Source organism: Mycobacterium sp., from assembly GCF_049647605.1.
Classification (GTDB): Bacteria; Actinomycetota; Actinomycetes; order Mycobacteriales; family Mycobacteriaceae; genus Mycobacterium.
In genome coordinates, this window is sequence record NZ_JBARXZ010000015.1 from 1 (window position 1) to 26,885 (window position 26,885).

Below are 26,885 nucleotides of genomic sequence, written 5' to 3' on the forward strand. Positions count from 1 at the left end.
GTCCTCCAAGACCGTTGTCCGGCCGACTTATTCGCCGCCCTGTTAGCCTCTAACGATCCGTCAGTGTTGCGACGTTGACTAGAACCCACCCCGGAACCACCTGCTCACTTTTCGACCGGAACTGACACGAACGCTGGCATGCTTGGTGGCGTCTGCCAACGAGTGCTTCCCGGCTCTCAATTGAGGCTCGGTTAGACCGAAAGTTCCTTGTGCGCTTCCCCTTATGTGCAGCAGACCCCTCGGATGGTTTCCCGCCTGAATTGCAGGAACGGTGTCCGACGACATCCAAGGTGGGTTCCGGGGGCCGCGCGCTTCTCTAGTTGCCGTCTAATGGCCAACTGACGGTGAATGTTTGGCGTAGTACGAGGTCGGTCAGGATGTCGGTGCGTTCACCGAGGGTCCACACCCGGGTTCGGAACTGTTGGTGGGCGAAGAATGCATAGTTGGCTGACCGCTGTGGAGTGGTGCGTGAGCGGTACACGATCGCGTCGAGGTCCGGCCACCATCGGCGGGCGGCCCCGGCGAGGTGTTGGCACGAGGAGGGTCGGCAGGTGCGGGTGCATAACCCACGCAAGCGGGCCGGCACCTCCTCGGTACCTCTGGTCGTCGCCGAGCCACCGAAGGCGGTGTGGGTGATCGATTTCCAGTTCGACTCCACCTTCGACGGCACGGCCATCAAGATCACCTCGATGGTCGACGAACACACCCGCGAGTCGCGCTCGCCGGCGATCGAGCGTTCCAGCACGTGCAGCGGCTTGGTCGAGGCGGCCCGCCAAGACCTACGCGCAACTTGCTACTGCGGGGTCGCGTAGATTCTTTGACGATCAATCCGAGCACCTAACGCAGCATTCAACGAAGGCCATCATGTCCGAAGATCAGAACACCGACGTTCCACCGAATCACCTCTCCATTGATCCGCGCAGCCCCTTCTACAGCGAAGAGGTGCTCCGCCGCGATGTGGGTATTCGCTTCAATGGCGCCGAGAAAACCAATGTTCACGAATACAACGTGGCCGAGGGTTGGGTGCGTGTTGAAGTCGCTACCGCGAAGGATCGCCGCGGGAATCCTATGGTCGTCAAGGTCAGTGGCACGGTTGAACCTTATTTCCGCTGAGCAGAACAGCGGACGCCCCTGAATTTCTGGCGCGGCTGTCAAGCGGCTCCGGCAGTCAGCCTGCGGCTCGAGTCGCAAACCTGCGAAGAGTTCGTGCGACGCGGTCAAGAACCGATCGGACGAAAGTCATGGCCGGATAGGAGTCCTGAAAATGGACACCACCGTGTCACGGAGTCGGGTGGACACGACGTGATACGGGCGGGATCTGCGCAGGTCGCAGCATCGCCGGTGGACATCGGAAATGCGAACCTACTGGACGACGCCTCGAGGCGCCTGGCACGACAAAAGGGTCGATGACAGCGGTCTGGTCTTGAGGCACCCGTCAGCAGCTACGGGTAGATGGCGCCGTCTTGGGGCGAATTCCAATATCAGCAGTGCACCCAGCGCGGGGAGAAGCTGACGCATGGACACCAACACGTAGCGGCGTGCGCCGAGCGCATTGAACTTGCGTAGATAGCGGTACAGCGACTCGAGCCTGATGAATGCGTCACCGAGATGGATCAGCAGGTAGAGCAGGCGGGGGACCGGTCCACGATCCTTGTCGTGAAAGATCTCCGGAAACGGGGCGAATGCCAGCGAAAGACGCCGAGCCTCAGCGGCGCGCGCCCATCGAATCATGTCGACGCTGAGCCGCTCGTCGATACCGTTGGGTGCGTTACGGCGACGCCACGGTGCCTCCAGCGAGACGTCGCTGCCCGCGCCGGCGACCGTGTAGCGGTGGAAGCCCTGGACACGTCCCTCACGGTCGCGGGCGATGATGAGTTCGATCCCGGGATGGCCCCCGTGCAGCGCCCCGTCGAGGATCATCGAGAAGCCGCGCTCGGTGCGCGCGCCACTGGGTGAGTTCACTATCACCTCGGAAAGCTCACCGCGTTGTGTCTCGTCGAGGTCGGCTTCGGCTACCACGGTCGTCGTGATTCCGGCGTTGTGGGTGCGCTGTACGGCCTGTCGCAGATTACGAAACTTGCGCCCATCCATGTGAAACCCCGCCACATTGATCACTACGTCGCGCCCGATGGGGATGGGCCGCAAGTCTTGACCGATCACCGCTGGGTCGCTCCACAGCCTGAGCCTGCGCTGGCTGCAGCCGAGGACCACGATGCGCCAGCCGCGGGACCGACACATCGCCGCGAAGTCGGCAACCAGCGCATGGAGCCGAGTGGCCTCGCCGATGGGATCACCGCTGACCACCGCGAAGCCCAGCAGCGTGCGGTAGGCGATGACGGCGGTGTCGTCTGCGTTGAAGTGGTAGCTCTTGCGCCGTTGCATTGTGAACGGCGCCAGCGGATCGCCATGTGTGCGAGTGACCAGTGTCCACACCCGCGGCAGTGCGCCGGGTTGCGCGGGCGCCCGGGTGGGCCACATCAATACCAGCCCGGCGGCCGCGATCAGCAGGTTGCCGAGCAGGGAGAGTGACAGCACGTGTGCGCCAAGCCCGACCGAGACAGTGGCCAGGGCGGCCGCGGCGTGTCCCGCCGTGACCGGTCGCCCCAGGAGGATGCCGCGCGCAATCAGGGCCACGGCGGCCAAGATCGCCATCCACCACGCAAGCTGCCCGCTGGAATGCCAATCGAGGTGGTGATGGTTGCGCGCCAACAGCAGCACCAGCCAGCAAGACGCGCCGAACAGCGCCACCGCACTGCTGAAGCGTGCGGTAGGCGAGCGCACCTTCAGGACCACCCGTTCAGCACGTTCATCACCACTTGCGTCGCGGTGCTTCATTACCAACCCCTCTGCTTGGTCGTGCCACGACAGTGGCAGCCGCTAAGGAAGCACGGGCAGGCGCCAGAGGGACTCGCCGCGCTCCAGCAGCCAGTTGCGTCCCGCATTCAAACGCACCAGGCTGACGGCACCGGCGATCAGTACCGCGGCCAGCAGCCCCCCGAGTACCGCGGACACCGCCGCGGTGGGCAACTCACCCGGGCCCGCAGTGGTGATGTCGAACCACGCATCGCACAGCAAGAGGATCCCGGTGGTGAATGCGAAGAACACCAGCGGCAGACGATGAAGCCAGGCCAAGAACGCCGTCCCCGCCATGAATGCGATGAGCAGACTGTCGAATCCAACCCAGGTCAGCGGCCAGTCCCGCACGGTGTAGTCGCGTGGCAGCGTGAACGCGAGATAGACGACCCATGGAATCATGCACAGCGCACCACCGATCATCAAGCCGAGGTGCGCTCGGCGTAGCCACGGGACGAACCCGTGCGGCATGAGTTCGGACATCGGGCGTTGAAGCCGGCGGATCAATTCACGCCGCTCGCCGGCTGACAGTTCGGCGATCTGCAGATCAGACAAGATTTGTTGCGTCATCACGGTTTTGCTGCTTCCTATCGAGTCAATTGTGACGCCGGTATCGCCACCAGGCCGTGAGGTCGAGGACCAAGGCCCTCATCGGCGGTTTGACGTGGCCGCCTCGATCTCATCCGCACCCGCCGTAGGTGCGCTGTGTGTGCCGATTTTGTCTGTCAGCCGTGGAAGTGCGGCGGCGAAGGCTTGTGAGGCGAATGGCCAGTCATGCTGGCCCGGCTGGGTTTGCACGATGCACGAGATCCCGTTGGCGGTGGCGACCGAGCACAGTGAGTTCGCGGCGTTCAGTTCGCCATCGGAGGTTCCTGGCGGTGTCGCATTCACATCGAACCAACCGGACATGCCGTTGTAGCGGCCGTGTCGAGTCATCATGGTGCTGGAATCGGACGACGCCCACGCCGCCGTGCTACCGCCGAACAATCGGGCGACGGTCTGTGCCTGGGTGCCAGAGTTGGGCGACACATCGCCGGCAATGTCTTCGAAGGTGCTGAACAACTCCGGATGCATGACCGTCAAGTAGACCGCGCAGGTGCCGCCCATCGACCACCCCACCACGCCCCAATGAGCTGGGTTCGGACTCACACCAAAATCGGCGATCAGGTACGGCACAACGTCTTTGGTCAGGTGGTCGGCAGCATTACCGCGCGGGCCGTTGACACATTCGGTGTCGTTGTTGAACGTTCCACCCGCGTCGGCGAACACCAGCACCGGCGCATAGCCGCCGTGGGCAGCGGCGAATTCATCCATGGTGGTGACTGCGTCACCGGCACGCAGCCAGTCGGCGGGCGTGTTGAACTCGCCGCCGATCATCAGCAAAGTGGGCAGCTGCGGCGCAGCAACACCACCGGCGGTGGCGCGATGTTGCGTGACGAACCAGGCCGGCGGTAGATAGACATACTCGCTCCGGTGGGGGAAACCAGAGGCTGTGTCGCCGGTGTTGACCGCCACCACGCTGCCCTTGGGTGGCATGACCCCGCTCTGTCGTATCGCGGCGACCGCTACCGGAGTCGTCTGATCGGGCAACGGGCCTGCGGTGAGCTGGCGCCAGGCACTTTGCACCGTGGGGAAGGAGCCGGACCACAGATTCAGCATCAGCGCGGAGCTGAGCAGGCACAGCAGTAACGCCGTCGCAGACGCGCCACGCCGCCACCAAATCTCCCCGGGCCACCCGGCGACCAGGACCACCGCGGCCACCCCCGACAGGGCTATCCATACCCACAGCCAGTGCGGCGCGGTGTCGCCTCCCCAGCCTTCCGCAGCGACGTAGGCGTACATCGTCATGGCCAACGCTGCGCCAATCACCAGGGGCCAGAGAAACCATGCCGGCCCTCGCTTCCGCCAACCGACGGCGATGACCAGAGTGATGACCGCCAGGGCTTCGGTGACCGTCGGAACCGGACCGTTCGTGAGTGAAAGGTGGGAAAGAAACGATCCGTACCGCAACACTCCCCAAGGATGTCGCGCGAGTCTGTAAATGTGTTGTAAGTCTGCTGACGACATCCCATTTGGATTCGACGGACCGCCAAGCCGCCGGAAACCGAAGTGCAGGCCGGGAAATGCGGCTAGGTCGTCGCCGGTGTCCGGTCGAACACGAACATCCGGCCCGTGATTCGCAGCGGGCGGATTCTCACGAAGTGTTGCTTCTCCGTCGCCGTCCAAGGAACCAATCCGGCCTGCTGGGCGACGGCTATGTCTTCGTCGGAGTGCAGGATTCGGGCGTAACCCTTGACGATCACACTCCAACCCTCGGTCTTGTTGTGGCAGTCGGCTTCGAAGATGACGTGGTGATTGATCGCCGTGCTGACCAGCTTCGTGCCTTCTGCGGTGCGGAACAGCACGGTGCGATCCTGTACCACGAAGTTGACCGGGAAGACCTCAGGTTCGCCGTCGACACTGGTGATGAGCCGGCCCAGCGAGACATCCGACAACAGTTTCCAACACTCGCTTTCCGGCAAGATGGAGACCGGCTTGGTTTCGTTCGACATGAGCGTTACGGTACCGACTCTGCGCGCTCAGCAGAGTGGCCGAAAGTCCCCAAGCCGGCGAACCAACGACCCGGCTCCGCGTTCAGCCGGCGAGGGGCGATGTCACGGCGCCTCCTGGGACCGAGCCTCTGACGAATGTGTCGCTGTGAGCAGGACCTTCATCGCGCCGGTGTCGGAAGGTCTGCTGAAAACGTCGTAGGCGAGATCGAATTCGTCGAATCCGAAATGGTGGGTGATGAGCTGCGCGGTGTCGATCTGGTGTCCGGCCACCAATCGGATGAGTGTCGGGGTGGAGTGGGTGTCCACCAGACCGGTCGTGATCGTGAGGTTCTTGATCCAGATGTTCTCCAGATGGAGCGTGGCGGGTGCACCGTGGACTCCGAGGTTCGCGACGTGGCCACCCGGCCGCACCAGGCGCACCGCTTCCTCGAAGGTCTCGGGGATGCCGACGGCTTCCATGGTCACATCTGCGCCGAGCCCGTCGGTCAGCTCGTCGATCACGGTGCGGGCATCCTGAGAAGTCGGATCGATCACGATGTCGGCGCCGAGCTTGCGGGCCAACTCGCGCCGCGCGTCAGCGACGTCGATCACCACGATGTGGGAGGGGCTGTACAGCTGGGCTGTCATCACCGCGGCCAGACCGATCGGTCCGGCGCCGACAATGACCACCACATCGCCCGGTCGCACCGTACCCTTGAGCACCCCCACTTCATACGACGTCGGCAGGATATCGGCGAGCATGACCATCTGCTCATCGCTGACGCCGTCCGGCACCATGTGAGTGCTGTTGTCGGCAAAAGGGACTCGAACAAATTCCGCTTGGGTTCCGTCGATCAGGTGGCCGAGTATCCAACCGCCACCTCCGAGACACTGCCCGTATTGTCCCTCGCGGCAGTACCGGCAGCTGCCACATGCACTGATGCACGACACCAGCACCCGGTCTCCGACGGATAGCTTCTGCACCGCGGTACCGACCTCGGTGACTGTTCCGACGGCCTCGTGACCGAGGATGCGCCCGGGCTGCACTTCGGGCACATCACCTTTGAGGATATGAAGGTCGGTGCCGCAGATGGTGACGGTGTCGACTCGCACGATGGCGTCGGTGGCGTGCTCGATCGTCGGATCGGGCACTTCTTCCCAGGACCTACGTCCTGGACCGTGATAGACCAGCGCATGCATCAGGTGTTCCTTTCTCGAATCATGAATGGTCAGATGGCTGAACAACAGATCTGCAGGGCTTCGGCGATTGACTCCGCCAGAGGACGCCCGGTGTCGATGGTGACGGCGCCATGCCACGGGTGTTCGGTGATGTCTCTGGCAATCTGCGGTGTGGCGTCGGAAGGCCCCGGTCCACGCGTCTGGATCCGGTCTTCGGCCTGGGAAAGATCAGTGCAGCAGACGAGTTCGACGATCACTGCCGATGCTCGACCGGCCAGTGCGCGGGCGTTCCGGCGTTGTGATGCATCGCGCCAGGTCCCGTCGAGGATGACCGGCCGCCCGTTCTGCAACGCTCGACCCGCGCGTTCGAGCGCAGTCTCATACACCTGGGCCACATTCTCGTGCGAGTACAACCCGGTATTCAGCGTGCCGACGGAACCGGTGATGGCGCCGCAGCTCTGGAGTTCCCTGCGGACCGAGTCCATGGAAATGATCTCCGCGTCAATTGATTCGGCCAGCTTGGTGGCCAGGGTTGTCTTGCCTGTCCCCGGTCCACCGCCGACGAGGATCATGCGCACAGTGGCGACCTGGAGGTGGTTCAGTGCGATGTCGAGGTGGCGCTTCGCATCGCGGTCGGCGCCAGGCTGGCCTTGGCCGAATCTGATGCAGTCCACCTTCGCCCGGACAACGGCTCGATAGGCGATGTAGAAGTGCGCCAGAGATCGGGGTGCTGTGCGGTCACCGGCGGCGGCTCGGTAGGCATCCAGGAATTGGTCGGCGAGGTCAGGTCGGCCCAAGAACTCGAGATCCATCGCGAGGAAGGCGGCATCGTCGATACCGTCGACATAACGTAGACGGTCGTCGAATTCCAAGCAGTCCAGAGGAACCGGGCCCTCCGGGCAGCAGAAGATGTCGTCGGCCATGAGATCGCCGTGTCCGTCGACGATGCGCCCTTCGGTGATACGTGTGGTGAACAGCGCTGATCTCCCCGCGATGTAGCGCGTTGCCAACCGGCTGATTTCTTCGACCTGGGCGGCCGTGACGACTGCGCTGGAATGGTGCTGCAACTCGGCGAGGTTTGCTTGCCAGCGCTGCTCGATCATTGAAACAGTTGCGCATCTGTCGACATCGGGGGAGCGCTCAGCTCGAGAGTGGAAGTCTGCCAGGAGTCCGGCAAGGCTCGTGAGATGTTGCTCGGTCGGCTCGCCACGCTCGATCATCGACCGCAAGCGGTACCGGTCGGGATAGCGCCGGATCACGACAACAGGTTCGGGGGAGTCCTTTCCCGGGCAATCAAGCTGAGCGACACCGAGATAGCTGTCTGGCGCCAGGCGGCTGTTGAGGGCCACTTCCCGGGCGCAGACACGTTGCCGTGACTCGACGGTCCTGAAATCGAGGAAATCTGTGAGGATCGGTTTCTTGATCTTGAATGCTCGATCTCCGATCAGAATGACGATGCCGGTGTGAGTTTCGTGGATAGCGACGGCGGGGTCGGTGGTTGTTGCCGTGGTTGGCGTCGTCATGAGGGTCATCCTCACTCGATATGGGACGACGCTCTGCGGCCATCTGACCTCTCATGCCGTCAAAAGGTCCTGTGGTCGCAGGGCAGAAAGTCCACACGACTCGGATTCCCACGCCGAACTGGACTGGTGACGTGACCTGTGCTGACGTCGGCTATGACCTTCGCCTCTATGAGGTGGACCCCGGCGAATCTAACTTGGGGAGCAGCTGACAGCGCAAGGGAGTTCATCATGAAAGAACGGTCTGCCCCGTCTCCGTCGATCGTCGTGGGCATCGACGGGTCACGCTCCGCGGTCGATGCCGCTCTGTGGGCAGTCGACGAGGCCGTGATCCGCGATATTCCGTTGCGGTTGCTGTACGCGATCGAGCCCCGTCAGCCCCCGAGCGCCGGGAAAGCCGCTCGAGACTTGGCCACCGCCGAAATCGCCGTGCGTACGGCGTACATCGCTGTCGAGTCGTTGGAGCAGCCGGTGAAGATCGAGATCGAGATCGTTCAGGACCGAGCGATCCACGCGCTGGTGAATGCATCCCGCGCGGCGACGATGCTGTGTGTCGGCGGACTCGGGCTGGAACGGTCCACCGACCGCCACTACGGGTCGGTCGCGGCTGCTGTGTCGCGGTCCGGGCACTGCCCGGTTGCCATCATTCAACGGCACGGTCCGGTGCGGGCCGCCGGCGGCGGCTGGGTGGTCGCGCAGTTGGATGAGTGGCCCGACAACTCGAAAGTGCTGGAGCAGTCCGTGCGCGAGGCCCGGCTGCGCAGGTGTGCGCTTCGGGTCCTGACCCGCAGGCACCCACGCAACGCCGAGAGCTCCCAGGCGGAGAAATCGACGGTTGCAGTCAAACGGACAAGCGCGAACCTGGACAAACAACTGTCATGGTGGCGCAGGCGCTATCCGGATCTCGACATCGCCAAGGTGCCCGTTGACGACAACCCCACCGATTACCTTGCTCGAAATGCCGGCTCGATCCGGCTCTGCGTCGCTGGACGGCGCACCGGCATCACAGCCACTGAAGGTGCCGAGGCCCATAAAGCGTTGCACGACCTCAAGAGTTCGCTGCTGATCTGTGAGGGTCGCAGCGCCTTGTGACCGGGAGCGATACTGTCGTCAGGTATCCGGAACACTGACCGCCGCGATGCAGAGTTCCACGAAAGGCACGACCATGGTCACTGTTTTTCTTGTCGATGACCACGAAGTGGTGCGGCGTGGGTTGATCGACCTGCTGAGCGCCGATCCGGAGCTCGAGGTGGTGGGCGAAGCCGGCACAGTGGCCGACGCAATCGGCCGGATTCCGGCTCTTCAACCTGATGTGGCCGTGCTGGACGTCCGGCTTCCCGACGGCAACGGCATCGAACTGTGCCGTGAGCTGCTCTCGCGGCTACCAGATCTGCGCTGCCTGATGCTGACCTCGTTCACCTCCGACGAGGCGATGTTGGACGCGATCCTCGCTGGAGCCAGCGGGTATGTGGTCAAAGACATCAAGGGCATGGAACTCGCCCACGCGATCAAGGAGGTCGGTGCCGGCCGCTCTCTGCTGGACAACCGCGCGGCCGCAGCGCTGATGGCCAAGTTGCGCAGTGCCGCCGAGCACACCGATCCGCTGTCCGGCCTCAGCGACCAGGAACGGGTCTTGCTCGACCTTCTCGGCGAGGGCCTGACCAACAAGCAAATCGCGGCACGCATGTTTCTTGCGGAGAAGACAGTCAAAAACTACGTGTCGCGGCTATTGGCGAAACTCGGCATGGAACGTCGTACCCAGGCGGCTGTGTTCGTGTCCAAACTCCACCGCAGCTCCGCCGAGGATTACCAATAACGTTGGGGCAACGGGATCTGTCTCTCGCGCCGCAACCGTGGAAGACTGGATTGCATGACCGGTACGGAGACCGGCGGCGACGACCGGATCCGTCCAGTGAGGGAGACGTTGTCGCAGCTCCGGTTGCGCGAGCTCCTCGGTGAGGTACGCGACCGTATCGAAGAAATCGTCGAAAGCCGAGACAGGCTCGACGGCTTGGTCGAGGCCATGCTGGCCGTGACGTCTGGCCTCGACCTCGATGCGACGCTGCGGACCATCGTTCATACCGCCATCGAGTTGATCGACGCCCGATATGGCGCTCTGGGTGTGCGTGGCCACCACCACGAACTAGTTGAGTTCATTTACGAGGGAATCGACGAAAACACCCGTGCGCGAATAGGTCCGCTGCCGCAGGGCCGCGGCGTTCTGGGCGCGTTGATCGACGATCCCCGGCCGATTCGGCTGACCAATATCCGCGGTCACGACGCTTCGGTCGGCTTTCCCGCCAACCATCCGCCGATGACGACATTCCTGGGCGTGCCCATTCGCATTCGGGATGAGGTGTTCGGCAATCTGTATTTGACGGAGAAGGCTTCCGGCCAACCGTTCAGTGAAGACGACGAAGTGCTGACACAGGCGCTTGCGGCCGCGGCCGGCATCGCGATCGACAACGCCAGGCTCTTCGAGCAGTCGCGAACCCGGCAGGCGTGGATCGAGGCCACCCGCGACATCGCGACCGAGCTGCTCGGTGGCGCTGAACCCGCACGGGTCTTTCGGTTGGTGGCAGAAGAAGCGCTCAAGCTGACCAATGCTGAGGTCGCGCTGGTTGTGGTGCCGACCGACAACGAGGCCCCGGCGGAAGAGGTCAGAGAACTCCTTGTCGTCGAGGCGGCGGGCAACGTTCACCGCGACGCCGAGTTGGTTCGCCCGATTCCGGTGTCCGGCAATGCTATCGGCGAGGCTTTTTCAGCGCGAACGCCACGGTTGGCTGACGCTTCGGAAGTCCCGACGGGAATCTTCGATACAACGGGGCCTGTGATGCTGCTCCCGATGCGCACCACCGACGCGGTCGCCGGCGTGGCAGTGCTCATGCGAGCACCCGGCACAGCCCCTTTCAATGCAGAACATCTGGCAATGATGGCGGCATTCGTCGACCAGGCGACGCTGGCGTGGGATCTGGCCAATGCACAGCGCAGAGTACGCGAACTCGACGTCTTGACTGACCGCGATCGCATTGCGCGCGATCTGCACGACCACGTCATCCAACGGCTGTTCGCCGTGGGCCTGGCGCTGCAGGGCACCATCCCACGGACTCGTTCACCCGAGGCGCAGCGACGCCTCGCCGATTGTGTCGACGACCTACAGAACGTGATTCAAGAAATCCGCACAACCATCTTTGACCTGCACGGTGGGTCGGAAAGCGTCACCCGGCTGCGGCAGCGGCTCGATGAAACCATCGCACAATTCGGCGCCGCCGGGCTGCGCACCACGGTGCAGTACGTGGGGCCGTTGTCAGTTGTTGATGCTGCCCTCGCAGAACATGCAGAGGCCGTCCTGCGAGAGGCGGTCAGCAACGCGGTGCGCCACTCGGGGGCCACCGAGTTGACCATCACGGTGAAGGTCGAGGACGACCTGCGTATCGATGTGATCGACAACGGCGTGGGCTTTCCGCCCGACGGTGCGATCACCGAGAGCGGGCTCGATAACCTGCGGCGGCGTGCCAAGGACTCGGGCGGTGCGTTCTCTATCGGCGTTGCCGACGGGAATGGCACTGCGGTGAGCTGGTCGGCACCACTGCCCTGACCGGAGGTCACGTCGTCGCCCTCGCCGGGTCACACTGGGCAGCAATGGATCTTTGTTGTGGCCAGGTCCCCGAAAACCAGGGACTTGAGCCTCTCGCGGGCAGATGCCGCCGCGAGGCAGGCTGGGCCGTATCTCCACCTCACACGTCGAGGAACCGAAGACCATGACCGCCAGTCGCCTCAATGATGACACCGTGCACGCTGCGTTGGAGTTGGCCAACCGCGCGCCCTCGGTCAGCACTTCGCAGTCGTGGCGATGGCGGGTGGGAGCCCACAGCGTGCATCTCTACACCGAAATCTCACGCCAACTGCCGCCTACCGATCCCGATGGTCGTGCCAAGATGATCAGTTGTGGTGCCGCACTGCACCACTGTGTGACCGCCTTTGCAGCTCTTGGATGGCGCGCGATCGTGCACCGGTTCCCGAATCCAGCGGAGCCCGATCATCTGGCCGCCGTCGAGTTGCACCGGGCAGCACCATCGGCCACCGACGTCGCGCTCGCCGGCGCCATTCACCGGCGGCGAACCGACCGACGGCCTTTCACCGACTCTGCCGTGGGTCTAGATGACGTTGCGGTGATGGGGGCCAGGGCCGCCCGTTTGGGCGTGACATTGCGACGGTTGGAACCCGCGATGGACTTCAGCGCCGCACTGGCGCAGGCTGTGTGGACACACCTCGACGATCCGGGGTATTTGCAAGAGTTGACTGCGTGCAGTGGCCGTCACGCCTCCGATGAAGGCAATCCCGCCCGCAGCGCTCTCTCGCCGGATCCGGCGGCGGCACTGCCAGGTCGGCTGTTTGCCGGACCCGCACTGATGACACCCACCGGCCCCAGGAACGGGATGGGCAACGGTGTGCTGATGGTTCTGGGTACCGGCGCCGACGACGCCGTGGCCCGGTTGCGGGCCGGTGAAGCGACCAGCGCGGTGCTGCTCACCGCGACTGCCAGGGGCTTGGCAAGCTGTCTGATCCCGGAGCCGCTGGAAGCCGCCGAAACCCGAAGGGGTGTGCAGGAGCTTGCGTTCGAGAACAACCAGATCCCTCAGATGCTGTTACGGGCCGGATGGGCGCACCAGGCCCGTGTAGCCCGGCCTCAGTCAGCCACTGCGGGCGACGTGGCCATTGCCTCTGCAGAGCAGTGACTTTGGGCTCTCCTGCTGGCCCCACGCCACTGCCATCATCGAGTGATCGTTGGTGGTGGCAGGCATCCGGTGAGCTGAAGGGGCGATCGTGGAAACTGTTGAGCTCAGCATCGGGCGAGCGTGGTTGCTGCGTGTGCTCGGGCGAAATCCTCTCGTGCGCAGCAGCGACCGGGTGGAGGCGGCGGTGACCGTGCTCATCAGCATCGTCGTCATTCTGATGGTGCCGGTCGCGGGCGCGATCGGCACCCAAATTCACGAGAGCGAGTCCGCGCGCCTGGCGCAGGTTCTGACCAGTCGTCACCCGGTACCGGCCCTGGTGATCGCAGACAGCGCCGCGACAGCCATTCCTCGTTCGGCAGGCTCGCTGACGCGGGTGCGGTGGACGGTGGGTGGTGCGCCTCGCGAAGGTGTCGTGCAGTCACTGGACTGGCGAAAAGCCGGCGATACCACCACCGTGTGGGTTGACGACACTGGTGAGCGCGCATTGGCGCCGCCTGACATCTCCGACCCAGCTCTGAGAGCTGCCATCGTGGCGCTCACGGTGTGGGGCGGGGTGGCAACTGCTGGGGCGGGCCTGCATGCTTTGCTTCGAAGCTGGCTCAACCGACAACGGTATGCGCAGTGGCAGCGTGAGTTCACGCAGTTTGCGGACGGCGGCGGCAAGCGTCCGCATCACGGGTGACCCCCGCAGGCCAGAGTCCGCTGGCCGCCGATGAAACTGACCAAAGCCTCCAGCATCAGTTGAGCGTGGCCCGTAGCGTGAAGTGCAGCAATCACATTGTGCAACTTCGAATTCGTCTGGAGGGCAACATCATGGCTGATTCATCCCACGATCTGGGGATCGTCGTCGGAGTGGACGGTTCGGCCGCGTCCCGTGCCGCGGTGGAATGGGCCGCAAGGGATGCTGGTTTGCGCGGCCGCCGGATCACCCTCGTCCACGTGCTCTCTGCCGCTGGCACAGGGGAGTGGGCGGACATGTCGGTGACCGAAGCGCATCTGGCGGCGCTGAAGAAGCGCGGCCACGAACTGCTCGAGGAAGCACAGCGACAGGTCACCACGACAGCAGGTGCCGGGGTGCGGGTCGAAGTCGATTCGCAGCTGGTCGTCGACGGCACAGTGCCTGCTCTGGTGGGTTTCTCGAAGGACGCCGAGATGATGGTGGTGGGTTGCCGCGGCCTCGGCGCGTTGGCCCGCGTCCTTCTGGGTTCGGTCAGCCGGGGCCTGTTGCATCAAGCGCATTGCCCGGTGGTGGTGATTCGCGACGAGAAACCGCCGGCGGGTACCGCACCTGTTGTCCTGGGCGTCGACGGTTCACCGGCTTCGGTAGGTGCCACGGCGATCGCCTTCGACGAGGCATCTTGGCGCGGTGTCAGCCTCATCGCGGTCCACGCGTGCAGTGACGACAACATCGACATCCTGGACGTCGGTTGGGCCGACCTGGAAACCTTGGGCGCCGAGGTGCTCTCCGAGCAACTGGCCGGATGGCGGGATCGTTATCCGGACGTAGAGGTTCGCACTGTCGTGGCGCGCACCAGCCCCGCCCGCTGGATCGTCGAGCAGTCAGACGCTGCGCAGCTCGTAGTGGTCGGCAGCCACGGACGAGGTGGCTTTGCCGGCATGCTGTTGGGCTCGGTCAGCGGTTCAGTGGTGCAAGCCGCCCGGGTCCCTGTGATTGTTGCTCGGCAGTCCTGACCGAGTTCCCCAGCGATCGCCGGCAGAGGGCCTCTGGGGGCCACGGCCACAGCGACGCGGGGCTGTTCAGCCGGCGGCCCACTCCTTGGCCCGGTCGAGTTCGTCGAGGCGGAACATGGCGAGCTCGCCGGGGACCATCCACGCCAGCGCATGAAGGGTGTGGGCCACCCAGTCCTTGTCTGAGACGACGGCGATTCGCTTGAAGGCCGAATGATGTTGGAAGAGCATGCCAAAACCCAGCTTGACGTCTTCGACCAACCCGCCGGAGCCGAATCCTTCATAGTTGGATTCGATCACCTCCACGATTCTGATCTCACCGGTTTTCAGCATGTCCTCTATGGTCGGCCTGAACTCACGCAGGTCGTCGCCGCGAAGGCGACCTGATACGCGGAAGCCGGTGACTCCCGGCGGCATGTCTGGCAATACTTCGATCATCGGATTCTCCTCATCTGCGGGACCGCCCTCTTCCTCCATTGTGCGGATTGGGCGGGTCTGCAATCACCGAATCTCACGTCTGACAACGGTGATGGTCGCTCACCTGCGGAATGGCATCCTGTGAGTTCCCTGCAGGTTCCGCTCGGTCCGATCAGCCTCGGATTTCAGATCCGACGTGCGGTGAGAGGGGAGGCTTGCTCAAAGCCTTTGTGAGTCGGTCGATTTCGCGAGGATTTGTGAGCGTTGTGCATCGGCGGCTCTGTGCCGGTTACGCGACATCGGTCACTTCGTCGAAGCGCAGCCGGCGGTTGAGGGTTCCGGTGATCCGGGTGGTGACAACACGCGGCAGAATCCGCCCGAGCAAGGTGATCAGGCGGTAACGGCGTTGGCCTGGGTAGGACGCTGAGCGTCGCTTGGCGTAGTCGTCCAGCGTGCGTGTTGCGATCCGTTCGGGGGTGTCGGCGCCGGATTGCATGGTGGCGGTGGTGCCGTCGAAGAAGCCGGTATCGATCGGACCAGGATGTGAGGCCATGACGTGCACGCCGGTTCCGCGCAACTCCTCGGCGAGCGACTCGCTGAAGGAGAGGACAAAGGCCTTGCTTGCGGCGTAGGTCGACTGGAAGGGCATGGGCAGAAAAGCTGCTACCGAGGCGATGTTGATGATGCCGCCGGAGCCGCGGGTGACGAGCTCGGCTCCGATCGCATGGGTGAGCGTGAGCAGGCCGTTGACGTTGAGCTCGATGGTGCGCAGTTGCGGTTCGAGGGGGCGCCGGAGGAATGCGCCCGCATCACCCGCGCCGGCGTTGTTGACCAGCAGGTCGACGGTCAGGTCGCGGGCGTTGAGTTCCCGAAGGATCCGCTGCGGGCCATCGGCGGCGATGAGGTCGCCGACAATCACTTCGGTGTCCAGACCGCGGTGTTGCTGCCGGATCTGAGTCGCGAGTTCGCGCAGCTGCTCGTCGGAGCGGGCAACCAGGATCAGCCGGGCGCCTCGCCGTGCCAGCTCCAGTGCGAGCGCCCGGCCCAGGCCTTTGGAGGCACCTGTGACGAGTGCGGTGACGCCGCGGTAGTCGGTTTGCATCGATTCTCCAATTGTTTCGAGTCTTGAAGTATTGACGCTAACACGATCTTTCAAGGCTCGAAGCATCGGTAGACTGGCGTCATGGTCGCGTCCGAACTCCCAGCAGTGGTCGCAGCGATCCATCTCGTCTGGATGCGCACCAATCACCTGCTCGGGGAATCTCTGGCCGAACACGGTCTGACAACGGCCACGTTCCAGGCGCTTTGGGCCATTGATCCGGATTCGCCGCCACCGTCGATGAAGGTGATGGCCGAACGGATCTACTGCAACGCGCCGAATCTGTCTTTCATCACCAATCAGCTTGTCGACCGAGGGTTCGTCGAACGCCGTGTAGATCCCGACGATCGCCGCTCTCGCGTCCTCGTTCTGACCGGTAAGGGTCGGCGGGCCCGGGACGCCGTCGTCCGGGCTGCGGTGGAGCAGAGTCCGCTGGGAATGCTCAGTGAGGACGAGTTGCGTCAAGTGTTGGCTCTGCTGAGTCGCGCCCTGCCGGTGGACTGACAAGATTTTATCAAGCTGGGCCAAGCCAGTTGATGCTCAGCGATATTCGGGATTGTCGTAGCCGAAGTTGCAGCCCGCTTCCCATTCTGAGCGCTGGTTTCCGTACGCGGGGAATCCGCCTGCGTTCTTGAGCAGTTTGGCCATGTGCATCAAGTTGTAGGTGAGAAACGTTGTATTGCGGTTGACGAAGTCGTTCTCCGGACCGCCGGAACCTTCGTCCAGATACGACGGACCGGGGCCCGCGGCGCCCATCCAGCCTGCGTCCGCCTGGGGCGGCACGGTGTACCCGATGTGCTGCAGGCTGAACAGAATGCTCATGGCGCAGTGTTTGACACCATCTTCGTTGCCGGTGAGCAGGCATCCGCCGACTCGGCCGTAGTACGCATACTGCCCCTTGTCGTTGAGGACTCCGGAATAGCCGTAGAGCCGTTCGATCACCTGACGCATCACCGAACTGTTGTCGCCGAGCCACACCGGACCGGCCAGCACCAGGATGTCCGCCGCGAGTACTCGTTGCAGAAGCGCCGGCCACTCGTCGGTTTCCCAGCCGTGTTCGGTCATATCCGGTCGGACGCCCACTGCGATGTCATGATCCACAGCACGGATTTGGTCGACCTCGACGCCGTTCTTGCGCATCAGCGCGACACTGCGATCCACCAATCCCTGTGTATTGCTCACGTCGGGGGACCGCTTCAAGGTGCAGTTGATGTACATGGCTTTCAGGCCGGTGAAATCGGGTGTGGACAAGGCTTTTCCTCCTGGGGGGCGTTGGTTTCGTGAAGCCGTGCGAGATGGACAGAGCGATTCGGTCATCAGATCAGCGGGGATCGGGGGCGCTTCGGGCATGCCCGAAGCGCCCGTGATGGGCGAGCCGTCGACTCAACAATATAGTCAGTTACGATTACTGTAAATCAAAATGACTAAACGATCGGCGGGTGCGGACAAGAACAGGTATCAGGCAGCGATACCGACGTTAGCCGATCTGAGGCGCCCACAAAGCGGCGGCAGACAAGTGGGTTGAGGCCGCTCAGGGCTCGCCACAGTCAGTCGCAATCAACCGCTGCCTGCTGTTGATCGACGACCGTGCGGAAACTGTCCAGAAACCGAGAAAACTCGTCTTCGCCGAGCTGACGAGCATGTCGGTTCGTGATGTCGTTCACGACCGCGTCCCGTGCCGCCATCAGCCTGCGCCCGCTTGCGGTGGGTACCACCAACTTGGCTCGACGATCTGCCGGATCTGGCTTGCGTCTGACGTATCCGAGTCGCTCCAAGTCATCGATGATCTGTCCCACGACCTGCTTGATTTGGCCGCACATCTGCGCCAATTCGGTCGCGCGCACTCCGTCCGGGCGCAGGTGGGCCAGCACGGCGTCGTGGCGCGGCACGAGATCGGGGTATCCGTCCTGCTGGATCCTCGTGTACATCTCGTCCTGCATCGCGAACAGAAGTCGTCCGGAAAGCACACTGAGGTCGTTGACCTCGAATTTGTGCACATCAGTCACTGGCGCCTCCACTGTCACAGCACGACGTGCACTCTATCGGGCACCATGACTGTCCTCCTCAGGTCTACCCCCGACGGCGGCCTGCGCTGGTACCCCTCAGCTGTTTACCGGGGTGGGTCGCCGCGCCAGCTGAAACTGTTGACGTACTTCCCCATGTCCAGGGCCAACTGCAAGTTTGCCGCTGAGGGCTTGCCGGAACCGAAGTCCGGTCCGAAGGCGCGGTACGGGCCGACCGCGCCCGCGATCAGGGCCAGATCGTTCTTGACGGCGACCATCACGATGATGCGCATCCGGGTGGAACTGCTCATCGCACCCTGGGGCCAGAGGTCGGCGGCCAATCCGTATCCGTGCTGATAGCCGACCATGGTGTTCGGAATCTCGTAAGCGGTCTTGGTGTCCGGGAAGGTCTCGTTCACCAGGTCGGTGGCGATCTGCTGCGGGCTGCGCCCGTTCGCGGGGCGGCTGAACAACTGCATGGTCCCGCCGTCCCCAGCCCGCAGCACCGCGGTGACCCCGTCGTCGTGCTTGGAGATCTCATAAGCCGCTCCCTCGACCGGGTAGGTCACCGAGAACGCGCCGTCGGCCGAGGTGAACCGGGGGTTGATCTCCACTGCGCGGCTCAGCGGTGGGCTACCGCAATCCGGCGGACAGACGTACAAGGGTGCGGGCTTGGAGATCAGCCCAGACAGTCCGACCAGCCCACCGGCCAGCAAGATGATCGCGATCGCCAGCGCCAGCACTACGGTGCGGAACGACGTCTGCGGTGGCTGGGCCGCTTCGAACGTGCCGGACTGAACCGAATACCCGGGAAGTAGCCCGACGACGATGGTTCCGGCCGCCGGTTCCTCGGCGAGGCGGATCGGGCGATCCTCGCGCCGGTTCCGGCGCGACCGTCGTGAGGATGCATGCAGGGCACCGCCGCATCTGGCGCAGAACGGCGCATCGGGCACCACATGGTTGCACTCGATGCAGAGAATCGGTTCATCGATGCGGGCCTCGTCCTGCGCCTCGTGCAACAGCGCCAGGTGCAGGCCGATCCGCAGCGCCAGCAATGCAAATCCGGTCAACGTCAGATGCACTGCCAGTTGCCATGACTGGGGGAAACGGGCGACGTCGACAACACCCAACGAGGAGTACACGGCAATGACCACCACGGCGATCAGGATCAGCGTGCCCCGGACGAATCCGCGATTCTGCTGGGCTTTTGCCGGTGGTCGGGTGAACCACAGCGCGGTGCCGACCAGGCCTCCGACTGCCGCGGCGGTCAGCGGCATGGCGATTCCGCGGATGCCGGCCTCGACGAACAGGCCGTCCAACGGACGGGCGCGGTTGACCATTCCGGTGCTGAACTGGGGTGCCAGCCGTGTCAGGGTGGCCGCCGCGGTGAAGCTCAGGGCGCCCAGTGCGCCAATGGCGTAGCCGTCCAGGGATTCCCGGTTGCCGCGCCACGACCATCGTGCCACCAGCGTCGGGACCAACATCAGGAGCATGCTGCCCACCGGGACTCCGATCCCGTCGCGAAGGATCCGCCCACCTGCGATGCCTGCGCCCAGGGGGACACCGTACGCGCGAGCCAGCGCGGCCCCGGTCAGCAGTACCCACCCGACCCCGAGCGCCACTCCCAGCGTGGTCGTCAATACCAGGCTGTTGCGTGGGATGTCCTGGTACACGCCGGATTCCCGCAGGTACAAGGCGAACAGCAGAGGAATGCCGAGTGCGGCGACGGCGATCAGGGCGGCAGGCATCCGCAGGAATGTTGCGATGGTCAAGGCGACCGCGAGCAGCGCCAGTCCTATCAGGAACACCTTGCGCGACCGCGGCGCCAGATGCGGGAACAGTGAGCTGGTCAACGCCGGCGAGAACAGGCGTTGACCAGAGGCGGCGCTGAACGCGCGGGCACGCAACCAGTGCGGGCCGTCGCCGCTACGGTGCTCGGCTAGCGGAACACCGCAGAGCCCGCAGTATTCGCCTGCGGGGACATCGATCTGGCAAACTCCGCATTCCACCATGCCCGGGGCGCTCATCAGGCAGACACCTTCTGTGCGATCTGCAGGTTGTGCACCAGGTTGGCGATGTCGGGGGTGCCCAGGCCGGTGACCAGGTCGTAACCAGGGCCGGCGTCGTCGACGGCGTTCCCACCCAGGGTGATATCGCGGAACGAGGGGAGGGGTGCGCCCTCGGCGATGCGGTAGAGCAACGGGTTGATTTCGCCGATCAGGGTTCCGTTGTGCTCCAGGAGGTACTGGTTCATCACCGCGGTCAGGCCCGCCCAAATGGGTGCTGACTGGGAGGTGCCGCCGCCCACCACGACGGCATCGTTGAGCACGAACTGCACGCCGGTGAACGGGTCGGCCACCGCGGCGATGTCAGGCGTCATGCGCCGGCCGGCGTGACGTTCGGGCGCAATGTCATTCGCGGCGGTGCGCTGCCACGGTGGCATATCGAACAGCGCCGATACGCCACCACCGGTGCCCTGGGACAGTGGGACATCGAACCAGGTCTGCTCAGAAACCCAGTTGCCGTCCGTGTCGGTGGACAAGGTGGTGCCTCCGACACTGGTCATCTCAGGAAGTGAGGCGATCGAATCGAGGCCCACATCTTGCTCACTGGGGGGTGACGACCAGTCTTGCCCGCCCCGGCATTCCATGCCGGCGAGGTCACCGCTGGCGTTGTATGCGGTGGTTCCGTGCGACTGAGCGGTACGTAACGCCGACCGGATCGGGGCGAGGTCTGCGGCGGTGACGAGTTTGTCGCAGCCCCAGCCGATGGAGAAACTCCATACTGCACCCGGGAACTGACGGTCGGTGTCTTCGAGCATCTCACCGATCTTGCGGTACCCGCCGCCGCCCTCGACGGTGGGCCGGGCGTTCACCACGACTTTGTGTGCGTCGGGTGCAATCGCATGTGCCACCTGCAGATCCATCGACAACTCACCCCGCGGCTCACCGGGAGTTCCGCCGATGACCTCCGGGGTGAACTGCGGCAGCCCGAACATGGTGGTGAACGTGTCGAGGTCGTGTTGGAGAAACCCGTCGAAGGCGAAGATGACGATGGTGATGCCTTTACCGGTGAAGCCATCTCGTGCCAGCTCGCCGGCGTTGTAGGTGTTCAGCAGTGCGTCGGGGGTCAGTCCCCGGTCGAGGGCGTTGAGCGGGACGTTGTCGGGCAGTGACATGTGATGCGGTGTGTAACTGAGGATCCGACCCATCTCGGACACTTCGTTGCGCAGGAGTTCAGGCACCGCGGGCTGGTGTGGTGAGGCATAGAACACCTGGCCCTTGCGTCCGCGGTAGTCCCGAACGGTGACGTCGAACGCCTGCTCGACGGCATCGGGCGACCCCTCGACGACCACCCAGTCGTCGCCGGGGCGCCATTGGACCGACAACGACTGATCTCGGGCCCAGTCGATGAGAGTTGTCGGTTGCGACCGGCCGGTGAGACTGGCGGTGAACTCGATACTCTCTTCGCGCGCAGGCCCGAGATCAGTCGACGCCTCCAGAAGCGATGCGTACGGGCCGTCGATGATCCGGTCGTCGGCACCCGAATGCCTCTCCGGCAGCCCGACATCGAGGAGCGACGCAGCAATGATGATCAGCGTCGCCAGAAACAGAAGCGGTGCGGTCTTCACGGTTCAGACATGTAGGTGACTCAACAACGTCGGGAAGCCGACGCGTCCCTCAATATGTCGTCTAGTGACCGTAACGGTCACGATCGCGGTCCAGGGTCGGCTGAGGCGCCTTGACCGGGGGAGTGAAGATGTCGGGATTGTTGGGGTTAGGGGCCTTCTCGGTCGGATTGAGCTCCGGCGTCGTGGTTGTGGTGGTGGTTGTCGTGGTTGTGGTGGTCGGCTCTTCAGGCTGGTCGCTGCTGGTGCTGCAGGCCGCGGTGACGCCGATCATCGCAATGATGGCGCCGCCGCCAACCGCTGCCCCGATACGACGAATCAGACGTTTCGATGCCATATTGAGTCCCCTATTTGTATTCATTCTGGTGAATTGTCGGTATTGAATTCATGACTGGAGTCATGTCCTGCTGGGCGCACCCGTTTCGATGTTCAGCTCATCTGTCGATCAGCGTCCTCCTGGTGGTGCGCATGGGGTGGGCGCATCGGGTGATCAACCAAAGACTGTGTTGGCCGCCCGTCCGCGGCGACGGCTTCGATGGAGATGAACCAGCATCTTCGCTGGTGGGAAATAGCATAGGGCTTGTGGCGTCATCGGGTTCGGCGAATCTCGCGATCGCCCGTGCCTGTCAGGTCGCTCGGAGTCACTCGTCATCTCGAGGACTCCGCATGTCGAAAGGTGCGCTGCTGGGAGCGTGCGCTTCGCGGTCTCTGCGCACCGAGCGTCATGACTGTGTGTCATCGGCACCAACAGATGCTAAAGGTATAGGCCACTGATAGTCAATGGTAGTTACTAATATTTGGCCGCATTGCCCTGGGTCGTCGACACTCCCCGCCCGCCCGACCTGTCAGCTGCACCAGTGATCAGTTTTGTTGTGTGATGACCGATTCGGGCCGGATGACCCCGCCTTGTCGATCGTCTGCGACGGTTGACTGTTCGAAGTGATAGTCGGTGAGGTCCACCGACACGATCAAGGGGTCGGCGGCTGCGGTGTTGTCAGCGTTGCGCGGGAAGATGCGAAGTTTGGAGGGGAGGACGATTCCCGACACCTCGACGGGTTCGAGGAGGTAGCGGGCCGCAGGGTTGCTTCCTTGGATATCGACGTCGTAGTCATGGCGGCGTAGCAGTCCGGCGTCATCGATGTAGAACGTCTGCACTGTGCTGTGGGTGGCGATGTCCTCGGGGAAGGTCACTCGTAACCGACGCCAGGTCTGTCCGTTCTCCATCCAGGGGTCGATCTCCTCGGCGAGAACCCCGGGCCTCGCCAGGATGAACGGTGACGTGAGGTAGGTCCACATGGTGTATCCCGCGAAGTAGGCCACCTGCGCGTCAGTCCACGGGGTCTCCATGGTGAATCCGGCAAACGAGTCGCGGGGTTGGTCGAGCTGCTCGACGACCTCGCCTGCCGGCGTCTCGATGATGACCCGCTTCGGGGTGAATTCGGACCGGTGGTCGGTGGGGGCGAATGGCCAGTGCGACACCCATTCTCGCCTGAGGTCGACACGGACATTGGCCTCTTCGAGAACCGTCGGCTGGCCTTTGAGCCCCCACAGCGCACCCCCTTGCCGCAGTCGGGCGGTGAGGAACGCAAACTCATTGAAGCGTTCCAGCCCGCCGTGAGCGTCGATCGTGAAGTCAACCAGGTCGGCCATACGTGTCTCCTCGAGCTGGATCCGCTTGTCTGCAGTGACTCTCGACCAAACCCGCGTCGCCGGGTATCCGTCAGATGACTGTTTCATTCATCTGGAGGAGTCCCTGGTACATGCTGACGGCTGCGGAGCCGAGGATCGGGATCCGCAATGCCGGCATGGTCATCTGACGGATACCCAACGCGAGCGTGGGCCGCGAGTCTGAACGGGTCGGCGATCTATCCCAGACTGCCCACCACCGGTCGCGTTTGTATCGTCACAAAGAAAAGAGGCGCTGTGAAAGCAGCCGTGATCATGGGTCCCGGCCAGACGCCCAGCTACCAGAGCTTCGTCGATCCCGAGCCGGGGTCGGACCAACACTGTGTTCTGTCGGTCACTGCTGCCGCCCTCACTCCCGTCGCAAAGGCCATGGCATCCGGTGTTCACTACGCCAAAGAAGGCGCATATCCGTTCATCGCCGGCCTGGACGGGGTAGGCACGTCAGCTGGCGGGCAGCGACTGTACTTCGCCCGCGGCCAAGCCCCGTTCGGAGCGTATGCCGAACAGGTACTTGTCGCTCACGACGACTGCATCCCGCTTCCGGACGGCGTCGACGACATCACCGCAGCCGCAATCGCCAACCCAGGCCTGTCCTCGGTGGCGGCATTGCGGAGCAGCGTCAACCTCACCCCAGGCGAGACAGTGCTCATCCACGGGGCAACCGGTGCGGCGGGATCGCTGGCCGTCGTCCTCGCTCGGAGGTTGGGGGCACAACGTGTGGTCGCGACCGGACGCAGCGCCGACTCACTGCGTCGGCTCGAGGGTCTCGGCGCGGACGTCACCATCGAACTCAACGACGCGGACGCCGCCACCGCGGCATTGACCCAGGAGTTCGCGGCCTGCGGCGTCGACGTCGTGCTCGACTACATCTATGGCGCGCCCTCCGACGTGGTTCTCTCGGCCATCGCCAACGCCGCCAACTCCATGCGGCCCGTCCGGTATTGCGTGGTTGGCGGAGTGGGCTCGGCCGTGACGGCAATCTCGTCGGGATTGCTGCGTGCGGCCCCGGTCACCGTCATGGGCAGCGGCATCGGCAGCGTTTCATGGCCCGACTTCGTAGCAGCTACGGCAGCCGTCCTCGCTGAGGCCGCCTCCGGTGGGCTCAGCATTGCGACCACAACCGTTGCGCTCTCAGACGTCGGCCAGGTCTGGGATCGCACAGATTCCCGGACCCGGGTCGTTTTCACGCCAGCCGGAAAGGCGGCCCCGCAAACCGTCAGATGACCACACCGAGCTGTCCCGTCGGCACCGCGGCAGCGGTCAGGCGGTCGCGCCCCTGTCCGCCGCGATCAGGTCGACGACGGTCGAGTCGTCCAGCGCTGCCATTCCATTGCGGACGCCGAGCAGGTAGACCTGCTCTGCTGCCGAAGCCAGCGGAGTGGGCAGGCCGGCCGCCCGCGAGGTGCGACCGACGATGCCCATGTCCTTGGCAAAGATGTCGATCCGGCTGTGCACGGCCTCGGATTCGTAGTCGGCGAGCATCCTCGCGCCGCGGTCTCGGAGCATGAATGACGAGGCGGCTCCGGCGTCGAGTGTCTCCCAGGTTGCACGGTCATCCAGCCCGAGGGCCCGCGCGAGCGCGATGGCTTCCGCGGCCGCCGCGATGTGTATGCCGCAGAGCAACTGATTCACCGTTTTGAACGCCTGCCCGTCGCCGGGACGGTCACCGATGATCCGAAGTGTCGAGGCCAGCTGGTCGAGATACGGCTCCACCTGCAGCCGCGCCGCGGGCTCGCCGCCCACCGTGACAAGCAGATCGCCATCGCGTGCGCGCCCGGGTCCGCCGCTGACCGGCGCGTCGATCAGTGCCAGCTCTTGGGATCGCAAACGCTCGGCGACGGCCCTGACAGCCTCGACTCCGATCGTGCTCATCAGCACCACATTCGAGCCTGGCTGCAGTGCGGCAGCGACACCGTTGTCCCCGAACAACGCCTGCTCCAACTGACTTCCGTCGCGGACCACGAGGACGGCGGTGCGGGTCGCGGCGACTGCGGCGGCGGCGCTTTCGAAGGCGTGAATGCTGTCACCGGCGGCCAGCTCACGGCGCTCGGCGACCATGTCGTAGGCGTGCACCGACCATCGTTCGCCGAGTCGCTGGGCAATCGGCAGTCCCATCGCCCCGAGACCGATCACCGCGACCGGGGTGGGGGCCGACGTCACACTGTCACTCACTTTGCTGCTCCTGTGGTCGAGGCCGAAAGGCGTTGGTAGACCTCATCGAGGGCGTTCGAATCGCCGACGTTGCCCGGGAACACCACGTATCGCGTACCCGCCAGGGGACCGGATTCGATCCGCCACAACGCGACGATGCCCGGAAGCACCGGGCCGACAATGGTTGCCCGAGTGACGTCGAGGCCGTGTGTAGCCACATCGCTGGAGGTGATGCCACCTTTGGCGATGACAAATCGTGGGCGCACACCGTTCAGTGCTTGTTTGACGGTGCCGGACACCGCCATTGACACCCGTCTCGCAAGCTCGAGGCTTTCCTCGGGCGAGTCGGCCCTGCGGAGGGCGCGGGTGGTCTGCAGGATGGCGTCTCCGGATTCGAGTGCTTGCTGGAGGGCGGTTGCCGTCACGTCGACGGCGTTGCTCGACCCCGCGGACAGCGAATCCACATCGAGCTCGATGACCGGGAGGTCCGGGTGCCGCTCACACAGCGTCGACAACTGGCGCGCCGTGACGTCGACATGGGAGCCGACGACGATCAGACCGCCGAGACCGGCGTCGTCGGCGTCGTCACCGAAATCGCTGGCATCGACGGGCGCCGGTGAGGGGCGTCCGAGCATCGCGCGCACAAACGGCGGCCCGACCCGGTAGACGAACTTTCGCCCGTTCTGCTCTGCTGCGAGCAGGGCGGAAGCGGCCTCGAAGAGGTGGGCGTCGGATTCGGCATCCACGATGATGACCTGCACTGCCGGGTTCTGCGTCAGCAGCTCCTCGACGGCAGCGACGCTGGTGGAGTTACGTTCCAGCACTGCGATGTTCGCGGCGGTGTACCTACCGGCGGACTTCTCCACCACCCAGTCGCGGAGATCGGAGTTCTGGTAGCCGAAGGTGAGGTCGGCGGCGAATTCCGACTGTGCGACCGGCGTGCGGTGGCCATTGTTCTCCAGGTAGTGCACGCCGTCGACGGTGACCCGTCCGGCTTGGGGAAAGGCGGGGGCAAGCACGATCGCATCCACTGACGTGCCCGCTGCATTACTGGCGGCGATCAGGGCGTCGGTTTCGGCCAGGAAGTGGCCCCGTAGCGTCGAGTCGCTGCGGCTGATCAACGTGGTGGTGTCGCCGAACAACGCCAATGCCGCAGCCGCGGCGTCGTGGGTGATGGCGGCTGCGTCTTGCTCGCTGAGGCTTCGGCTGTTGGTTTGAAGGTAGACGGCGGGGGAGTCGGCAGCGGCCCATTCGAGGTCATCTCGCGTCCAGCGAGTGAGGACCGGTAGATCGCTGACCGACTGTGTGCCGGTGGGGTCGTCATCAATGACGATCAACATGATGGATGGTTCTCCGTGCCGAAGGACGGTGGTGGTGAACCCCATTGCGG

The 26,885-nt window shown here is 64.1% G+C and carries 26 protein-coding genes; 10 read left to right on the top strand and 16 right to left on the bottom strand.

Annotation, left to right across the window (positions count from 1 at the left end; all coding sequences use genetic code 11):
* Positions 1 to 551: 551 nt before the first annotated feature.
* Together WBB07_RS01735 and WBB07_RS01740 are read left to right on the top strand one after the other, a co-directional pair.
* The gene (locus WBB07_RS01735) at positions 552 to 812 is read left to right on the top strand and encodes a hypothetical protein (RefSeq protein ID WP_526304149.1); all 261 of its coding nucleotides are present in this window, start codon (positions 552 to 554) and stop codon (positions 810 to 812) included.
* Positions 813 to 864: 52 nt separating this feature from the next.
* Positions 865 to 1,113 carry a DUF3297 family protein gene (locus WBB07_RS01740; RefSeq protein WP_526304151.1) on the top strand — a complete coding sequence of 83 codons (249 nt, stop codon included), beginning with the start codon at positions 865 to 867 and terminating at the stop codon, positions 1,111 to 1,113.
* Positions 1,114 to 1,362: 249 nt separating this feature from the next.
* Here WBB07_RS01740 and WBB07_RS01745 read toward each other — a convergent pair whose 3' ends face one another.
* From WBB07_RS01745 to WBB07_RS01770, 6 genes are all read right to left on the bottom strand, one after another.
* On the bottom strand, positions 1,363 to 2,835 hold the full coding sequence (locus WBB07_RS01745; RefSeq protein WP_526304153.1) for a phosphatidylglycerol lysyltransferase domain-containing protein: 1,473 nt from the start codon (positions 2,833 to 2,835) through the stop codon (positions 1,363 to 1,365).
* Positions 2,836 to 2,877: 42 nt separating this feature from the next.
* Positions 2,878 to 3,423 (bottom strand): hypothetical protein, encoded by a 546-nt coding sequence (locus tag WBB07_RS01750; protein WP_526304155.1) that lies wholly within the window; start codon positions 3,421 to 3,423, stop codon positions 2,878 to 2,880.
* A gap of 78 nt (positions 3,424 to 3,501) precedes the next feature.
* A complete protein-coding gene (locus tag WBB07_RS01755) occupies positions 3,502 to 4,722 on the bottom strand; it encodes an alpha/beta hydrolase (RefSeq protein WP_526304157.1) in 1,221 nt (406 codons plus the stop codon).
* Between the two features lie 260 nt (positions 4,723 to 4,982).
* Positions 4,983 to 5,405, bottom strand: a complete 423-nt coding sequence (locus tag WBB07_RS01760) for a pyridoxamine 5'-phosphate oxidase family protein (RefSeq protein WP_526304159.1) — start codon at positions 5,403 to 5,405, stop codon at positions 4,983 to 4,985.
* Between the two features lie 102 nt (positions 5,406 to 5,507).
* The gene (locus WBB07_RS01765) at positions 5,508 to 6,584 is read right to left on the bottom strand and encodes a zinc-dependent alcohol dehydrogenase family protein (protein ID WP_526304161.1); all 1,077 of its coding nucleotides are present in this window, start codon (positions 6,582 to 6,584) and stop codon (positions 5,508 to 5,510) included.
* A gap of 29 nt (positions 6,585 to 6,613) precedes the next feature.
* Entirely contained in the window at positions 6,614 to 8,086 is a 1,473-nt protein-coding gene (locus WBB07_RS01770) for a bifunctional aminoglycoside phosphotransferase/ATP-binding protein (protein WP_526304163.1), read from the bottom strand.
* Between the two features lie 228 nt (positions 8,087 to 8,314).
* Between WBB07_RS01770 and WBB07_RS01775 the strand changes: the two genes are divergently transcribed.
* From WBB07_RS01775 to WBB07_RS01800, 6 genes are all read left to right on the top strand, one after another.
* The gene (locus WBB07_RS01775) at positions 8,315 to 9,175 is read left to right on the top strand and encodes a universal stress protein (protein WP_526304165.1); all 861 of its coding nucleotides are present in this window, start codon (positions 8,315 to 8,317) and stop codon (positions 9,173 to 9,175) included.
* Positions 9,176 to 9,248: 73 nt separating this feature from the next.
* Entirely contained in the window at positions 9,249 to 9,899 is a 651-nt protein-coding gene (dosR, locus tag WBB07_RS01780; RefSeq protein ID WP_526304167.1) for a hypoxia response regulator transcription factor DosR/DevR, read from the top strand.
* Positions 9,900 to 9,953: 54 nt separating this feature from the next.
* Positions 9,954 to 11,681 (top strand): GAF domain-containing sensor histidine kinase, encoded by a 1,728-nt coding sequence (locus WBB07_RS01785; protein WP_526304169.1) that lies wholly within the window; start codon positions 9,954 to 9,956, stop codon positions 11,679 to 11,681.
* 163 nt (positions 11,682 to 11,844) lie between these two features.
* Complete coding sequence (locus WBB07_RS01790; RefSeq protein WP_526304171.1) at positions 11,845 to 12,822, top strand: Acg family FMN-binding oxidoreductase; 978 nt, start codon at positions 11,845 to 11,847, stop codon at positions 12,820 to 12,822.
* 133 nt (positions 12,823 to 12,955) lie between these two features.
* Positions 12,956 to 13,504, top strand: a complete 549-nt coding sequence (locus tag WBB07_RS01795; RefSeq protein ID WP_526304195.1) for an Rv1733c family protein — start codon at positions 12,956 to 12,958, stop codon at positions 13,502 to 13,504.
* 131 nt (positions 13,505 to 13,635) lie between these two features.
* Positions 13,636 to 14,514 carry a universal stress protein gene (locus tag WBB07_RS01800; protein WP_526304173.1) on the top strand — a complete coding sequence of 293 codons (879 nt, stop codon included), beginning with the start codon at positions 13,636 to 13,638 and terminating at the stop codon, positions 14,512 to 14,514.
* Positions 14,515 to 14,580: 66 nt separating this feature from the next.
* On the opposite strand, the gene WBB07_RS01805 is transcribed toward WBB07_RS01800, so the two are convergent.
* Positions 14,581 to 14,949 (bottom strand): STAS/SEC14 domain-containing protein, encoded by a 369-nt coding sequence (locus tag WBB07_RS01805; RefSeq protein WP_526304175.1) that lies wholly within the window; start codon positions 14,947 to 14,949, stop codon positions 14,581 to 14,583.
* A gap of 268 nt (positions 14,950 to 15,217) precedes the next feature.
* A complete protein-coding gene (locus tag WBB07_RS01810) occupies positions 15,218 to 16,030 on the bottom strand; it encodes an SDR family NAD(P)-dependent oxidoreductase (protein ID WP_526304177.1) in 813 nt (270 codons plus the stop codon).
* An 81-nt stretch (positions 16,031 to 16,111) separates the two neighbouring features.
* Here WBB07_RS01810 and WBB07_RS01815 point away from each other — a divergent pair, with 81 nt between their 5' ends.
* Positions 16,112 to 16,531, top strand: a complete 420-nt coding sequence (locus tag WBB07_RS01815) for a MarR family winged helix-turn-helix transcriptional regulator (RefSeq protein ID WP_526304179.1) — start codon at positions 16,112 to 16,114, stop codon at positions 16,529 to 16,531.
* 36 nt (positions 16,532 to 16,567) lie between these two features.
* Here WBB07_RS01815 and WBB07_RS01820 read toward each other — a convergent pair whose 3' ends face one another.
* From WBB07_RS01820 to WBB07_RS01845, 6 genes are all read right to left on the bottom strand, one after another.
* Positions 16,568 to 17,245 (bottom strand): flavodoxin family protein, encoded by a 678-nt coding sequence (locus WBB07_RS01820; protein WP_526304197.1) that lies wholly within the window; start codon positions 17,243 to 17,245, stop codon positions 16,568 to 16,570.
* A 329-nt stretch (positions 17,246 to 17,574) separates the two neighbouring features.
* The gene (locus WBB07_RS01825; RefSeq protein ID WP_526304181.1) at positions 17,575 to 18,051 is read right to left on the bottom strand and encodes a MarR family winged helix-turn-helix transcriptional regulator; all 477 of its coding nucleotides are present in this window, start codon (positions 18,049 to 18,051) and stop codon (positions 17,575 to 17,577) included.
* A gap of 86 nt (positions 18,052 to 18,137) precedes the next feature.
* Positions 18,138 to 20,057, bottom strand: coding sequence for a zinc ribbon domain-containing protein (locus WBB07_RS01830; protein ID WP_526304183.1), 1,920 nt, complete (start codon positions 20,055 to 20,057; stop codon positions 18,138 to 18,140).
* Positions 20,057 to 21,619, bottom strand: a complete 1,563-nt coding sequence (locus tag WBB07_RS01835) for a S53 family peptidase (protein WP_526304199.1) — start codon at positions 21,617 to 21,619, stop codon at positions 20,057 to 20,059. The genes WBB07_RS01830 and WBB07_RS01835 overlap by 1 nt, the downstream gene beginning before the upstream one ends.
* 103 nt (positions 21,620 to 21,722) lie before the next feature.
* Positions 21,723 to 21,995: a hypothetical protein gene (locus WBB07_RS01840; RefSeq protein WP_526304185.1), complete on the bottom strand. Its 273-nt coding sequence runs from the start codon at positions 21,993 to 21,995 to the stop codon at positions 21,723 to 21,725.
* Between the two features lie 524 nt (positions 21,996 to 22,519).
* A complete protein-coding gene (locus WBB07_RS01845) occupies positions 22,520 to 23,308 on the bottom strand; it encodes a hypothetical protein (RefSeq protein ID WP_526304187.1) in 789 nt (262 codons plus the stop codon).
* A 273-nt stretch (positions 23,309 to 23,581) separates the two neighbouring features.
* On the opposite strand from WBB07_RS01845, the gene WBB07_RS01850 reads away from it, so the two are divergent.
* Entirely contained in the window at positions 23,582 to 24,568 is a 987-nt protein-coding gene (locus WBB07_RS01850) for a quinone oxidoreductase family protein (protein ID WP_526304189.1), read from the top strand.
* Between the two features lie 36 nt (positions 24,569 to 24,604).
* Here WBB07_RS01850 and WBB07_RS01855 read toward each other — a convergent pair whose 3' ends face one another.
* A complete protein-coding gene (locus tag WBB07_RS01855) occupies positions 24,605 to 25,516 on the bottom strand; it encodes an NAD(P)-dependent oxidoreductase (RefSeq protein WP_526304191.1) in 912 nt (303 codons plus the stop codon).
* The coding region (locus WBB07_RS01860) for a four-carbon acid sugar kinase family protein (protein ID WP_526304193.1) at positions 25,513 to 26,885 on the bottom strand (1,373 nt) is incomplete at its 5' end. The genes WBB07_RS01860 and WBB07_RS01855, both read right to left, overlap by 4 nt.

Coding starts and splice junctions, on each gene's coding strand:
- WBB07_RS01740 (WP_526304151.1), top strand. CDS start 865: ATGTCCGAAGATCAGAACACCGACGTTCCACCGAATCACCTCTCCATT.
- WBB07_RS01745 (WP_526304153.1), bottom strand. CDS start 2,835: ATGAAGCACCGCGACGCAAGTGGTGATGAACGTGCTGAACGGGTGGTC.
- WBB07_RS01750 (WP_526304155.1), bottom strand. CDS start 3,423: ATGACGCAACAAATCTTGTCTGATCTGCAGATCGCCGAACTGTCAGCC.
- WBB07_RS01760 (WP_526304159.1), bottom strand. CDS start 5,405: ATGTCGAACGAAACCAAGCCGGTCTCCATCTTGCCGGAAAGCGAGTGT.
- WBB07_RS01765 (WP_526304161.1), bottom strand. CDS start 6,584: ATGCATGCGCTGGTCTATCACGGTCCAGGACGTAGGTCCTGGGAAGAA.
- WBB07_RS01770 (WP_526304163.1), bottom strand. CDS start 8,086: ATGACGACGCCAACCACGGCAACAACCACCGACCCCGCCGTCGCTATC.
- WBB07_RS01775 (WP_526304165.1), top strand. CDS start 8,315: ATGAAAGAACGGTCTGCCCCGTCTCCGTCGATCGTCGTGGGCATCGAC.
- dosR (WP_526304167.1), top strand. CDS start 9,249: ATGGTCACTGTTTTTCTTGTCGATGACCACGAAGTGGTGCGGCGTGGG.
- WBB07_RS01785 (WP_526304169.1), top strand. CDS start 9,954: ATGACCGGTACGGAGACCGGCGGCGACGACCGGATCCGTCCAGTGAGG.
- WBB07_RS01790 (WP_526304171.1), top strand. CDS start 11,845: ATGACCGCCAGTCGCCTCAATGATGACACCGTGCACGCTGCGTTGGAG.
- WBB07_RS01800 (WP_526304173.1), top strand. CDS start 13,636: ATGGCTGATTCATCCCACGATCTGGGGATCGTCGTCGGAGTGGACGGT.
- WBB07_RS01805 (WP_526304175.1), bottom strand. CDS start 14,949: ATGATCGAAGTATTGCCAGACATGCCGCCGGGAGTCACCGGCTTCCGC.
- WBB07_RS01810 (WP_526304177.1), bottom strand. CDS start 16,030: ATGCAAACCGACTACCGCGGCGTCACCGCACTCGTCACAGGTGCCTCC.
- WBB07_RS01815 (WP_526304179.1), top strand. CDS start 16,112: ATGGTCGCGTCCGAACTCCCAGCAGTGGTCGCAGCGATCCATCTCGTC.
- WBB07_RS01820 (WP_526304197.1), bottom strand. CDS start 17,245: ATGTACATCAACTGCACCTTGAAGCGGTCCCCCGACGTGAGCAATACA.
- WBB07_RS01830 (WP_526304183.1), bottom strand. CDS start 20,057: ATGAGCGCCCCGGGCATGGTGGAATGCGGAGTTTGCCAGATCGATGTC.
- WBB07_RS01840 (WP_526304185.1), bottom strand. CDS start 21,995: ATGGCATCGAAACGTCTGATTCGTCGTATCGGGGCAGCGGTTGGCGGC.
- WBB07_RS01845 (WP_526304187.1), bottom strand. CDS start 23,308: ATGGCCGACCTGGTTGACTTCACGATCGACGCTCACGGCGGGCTGGAA.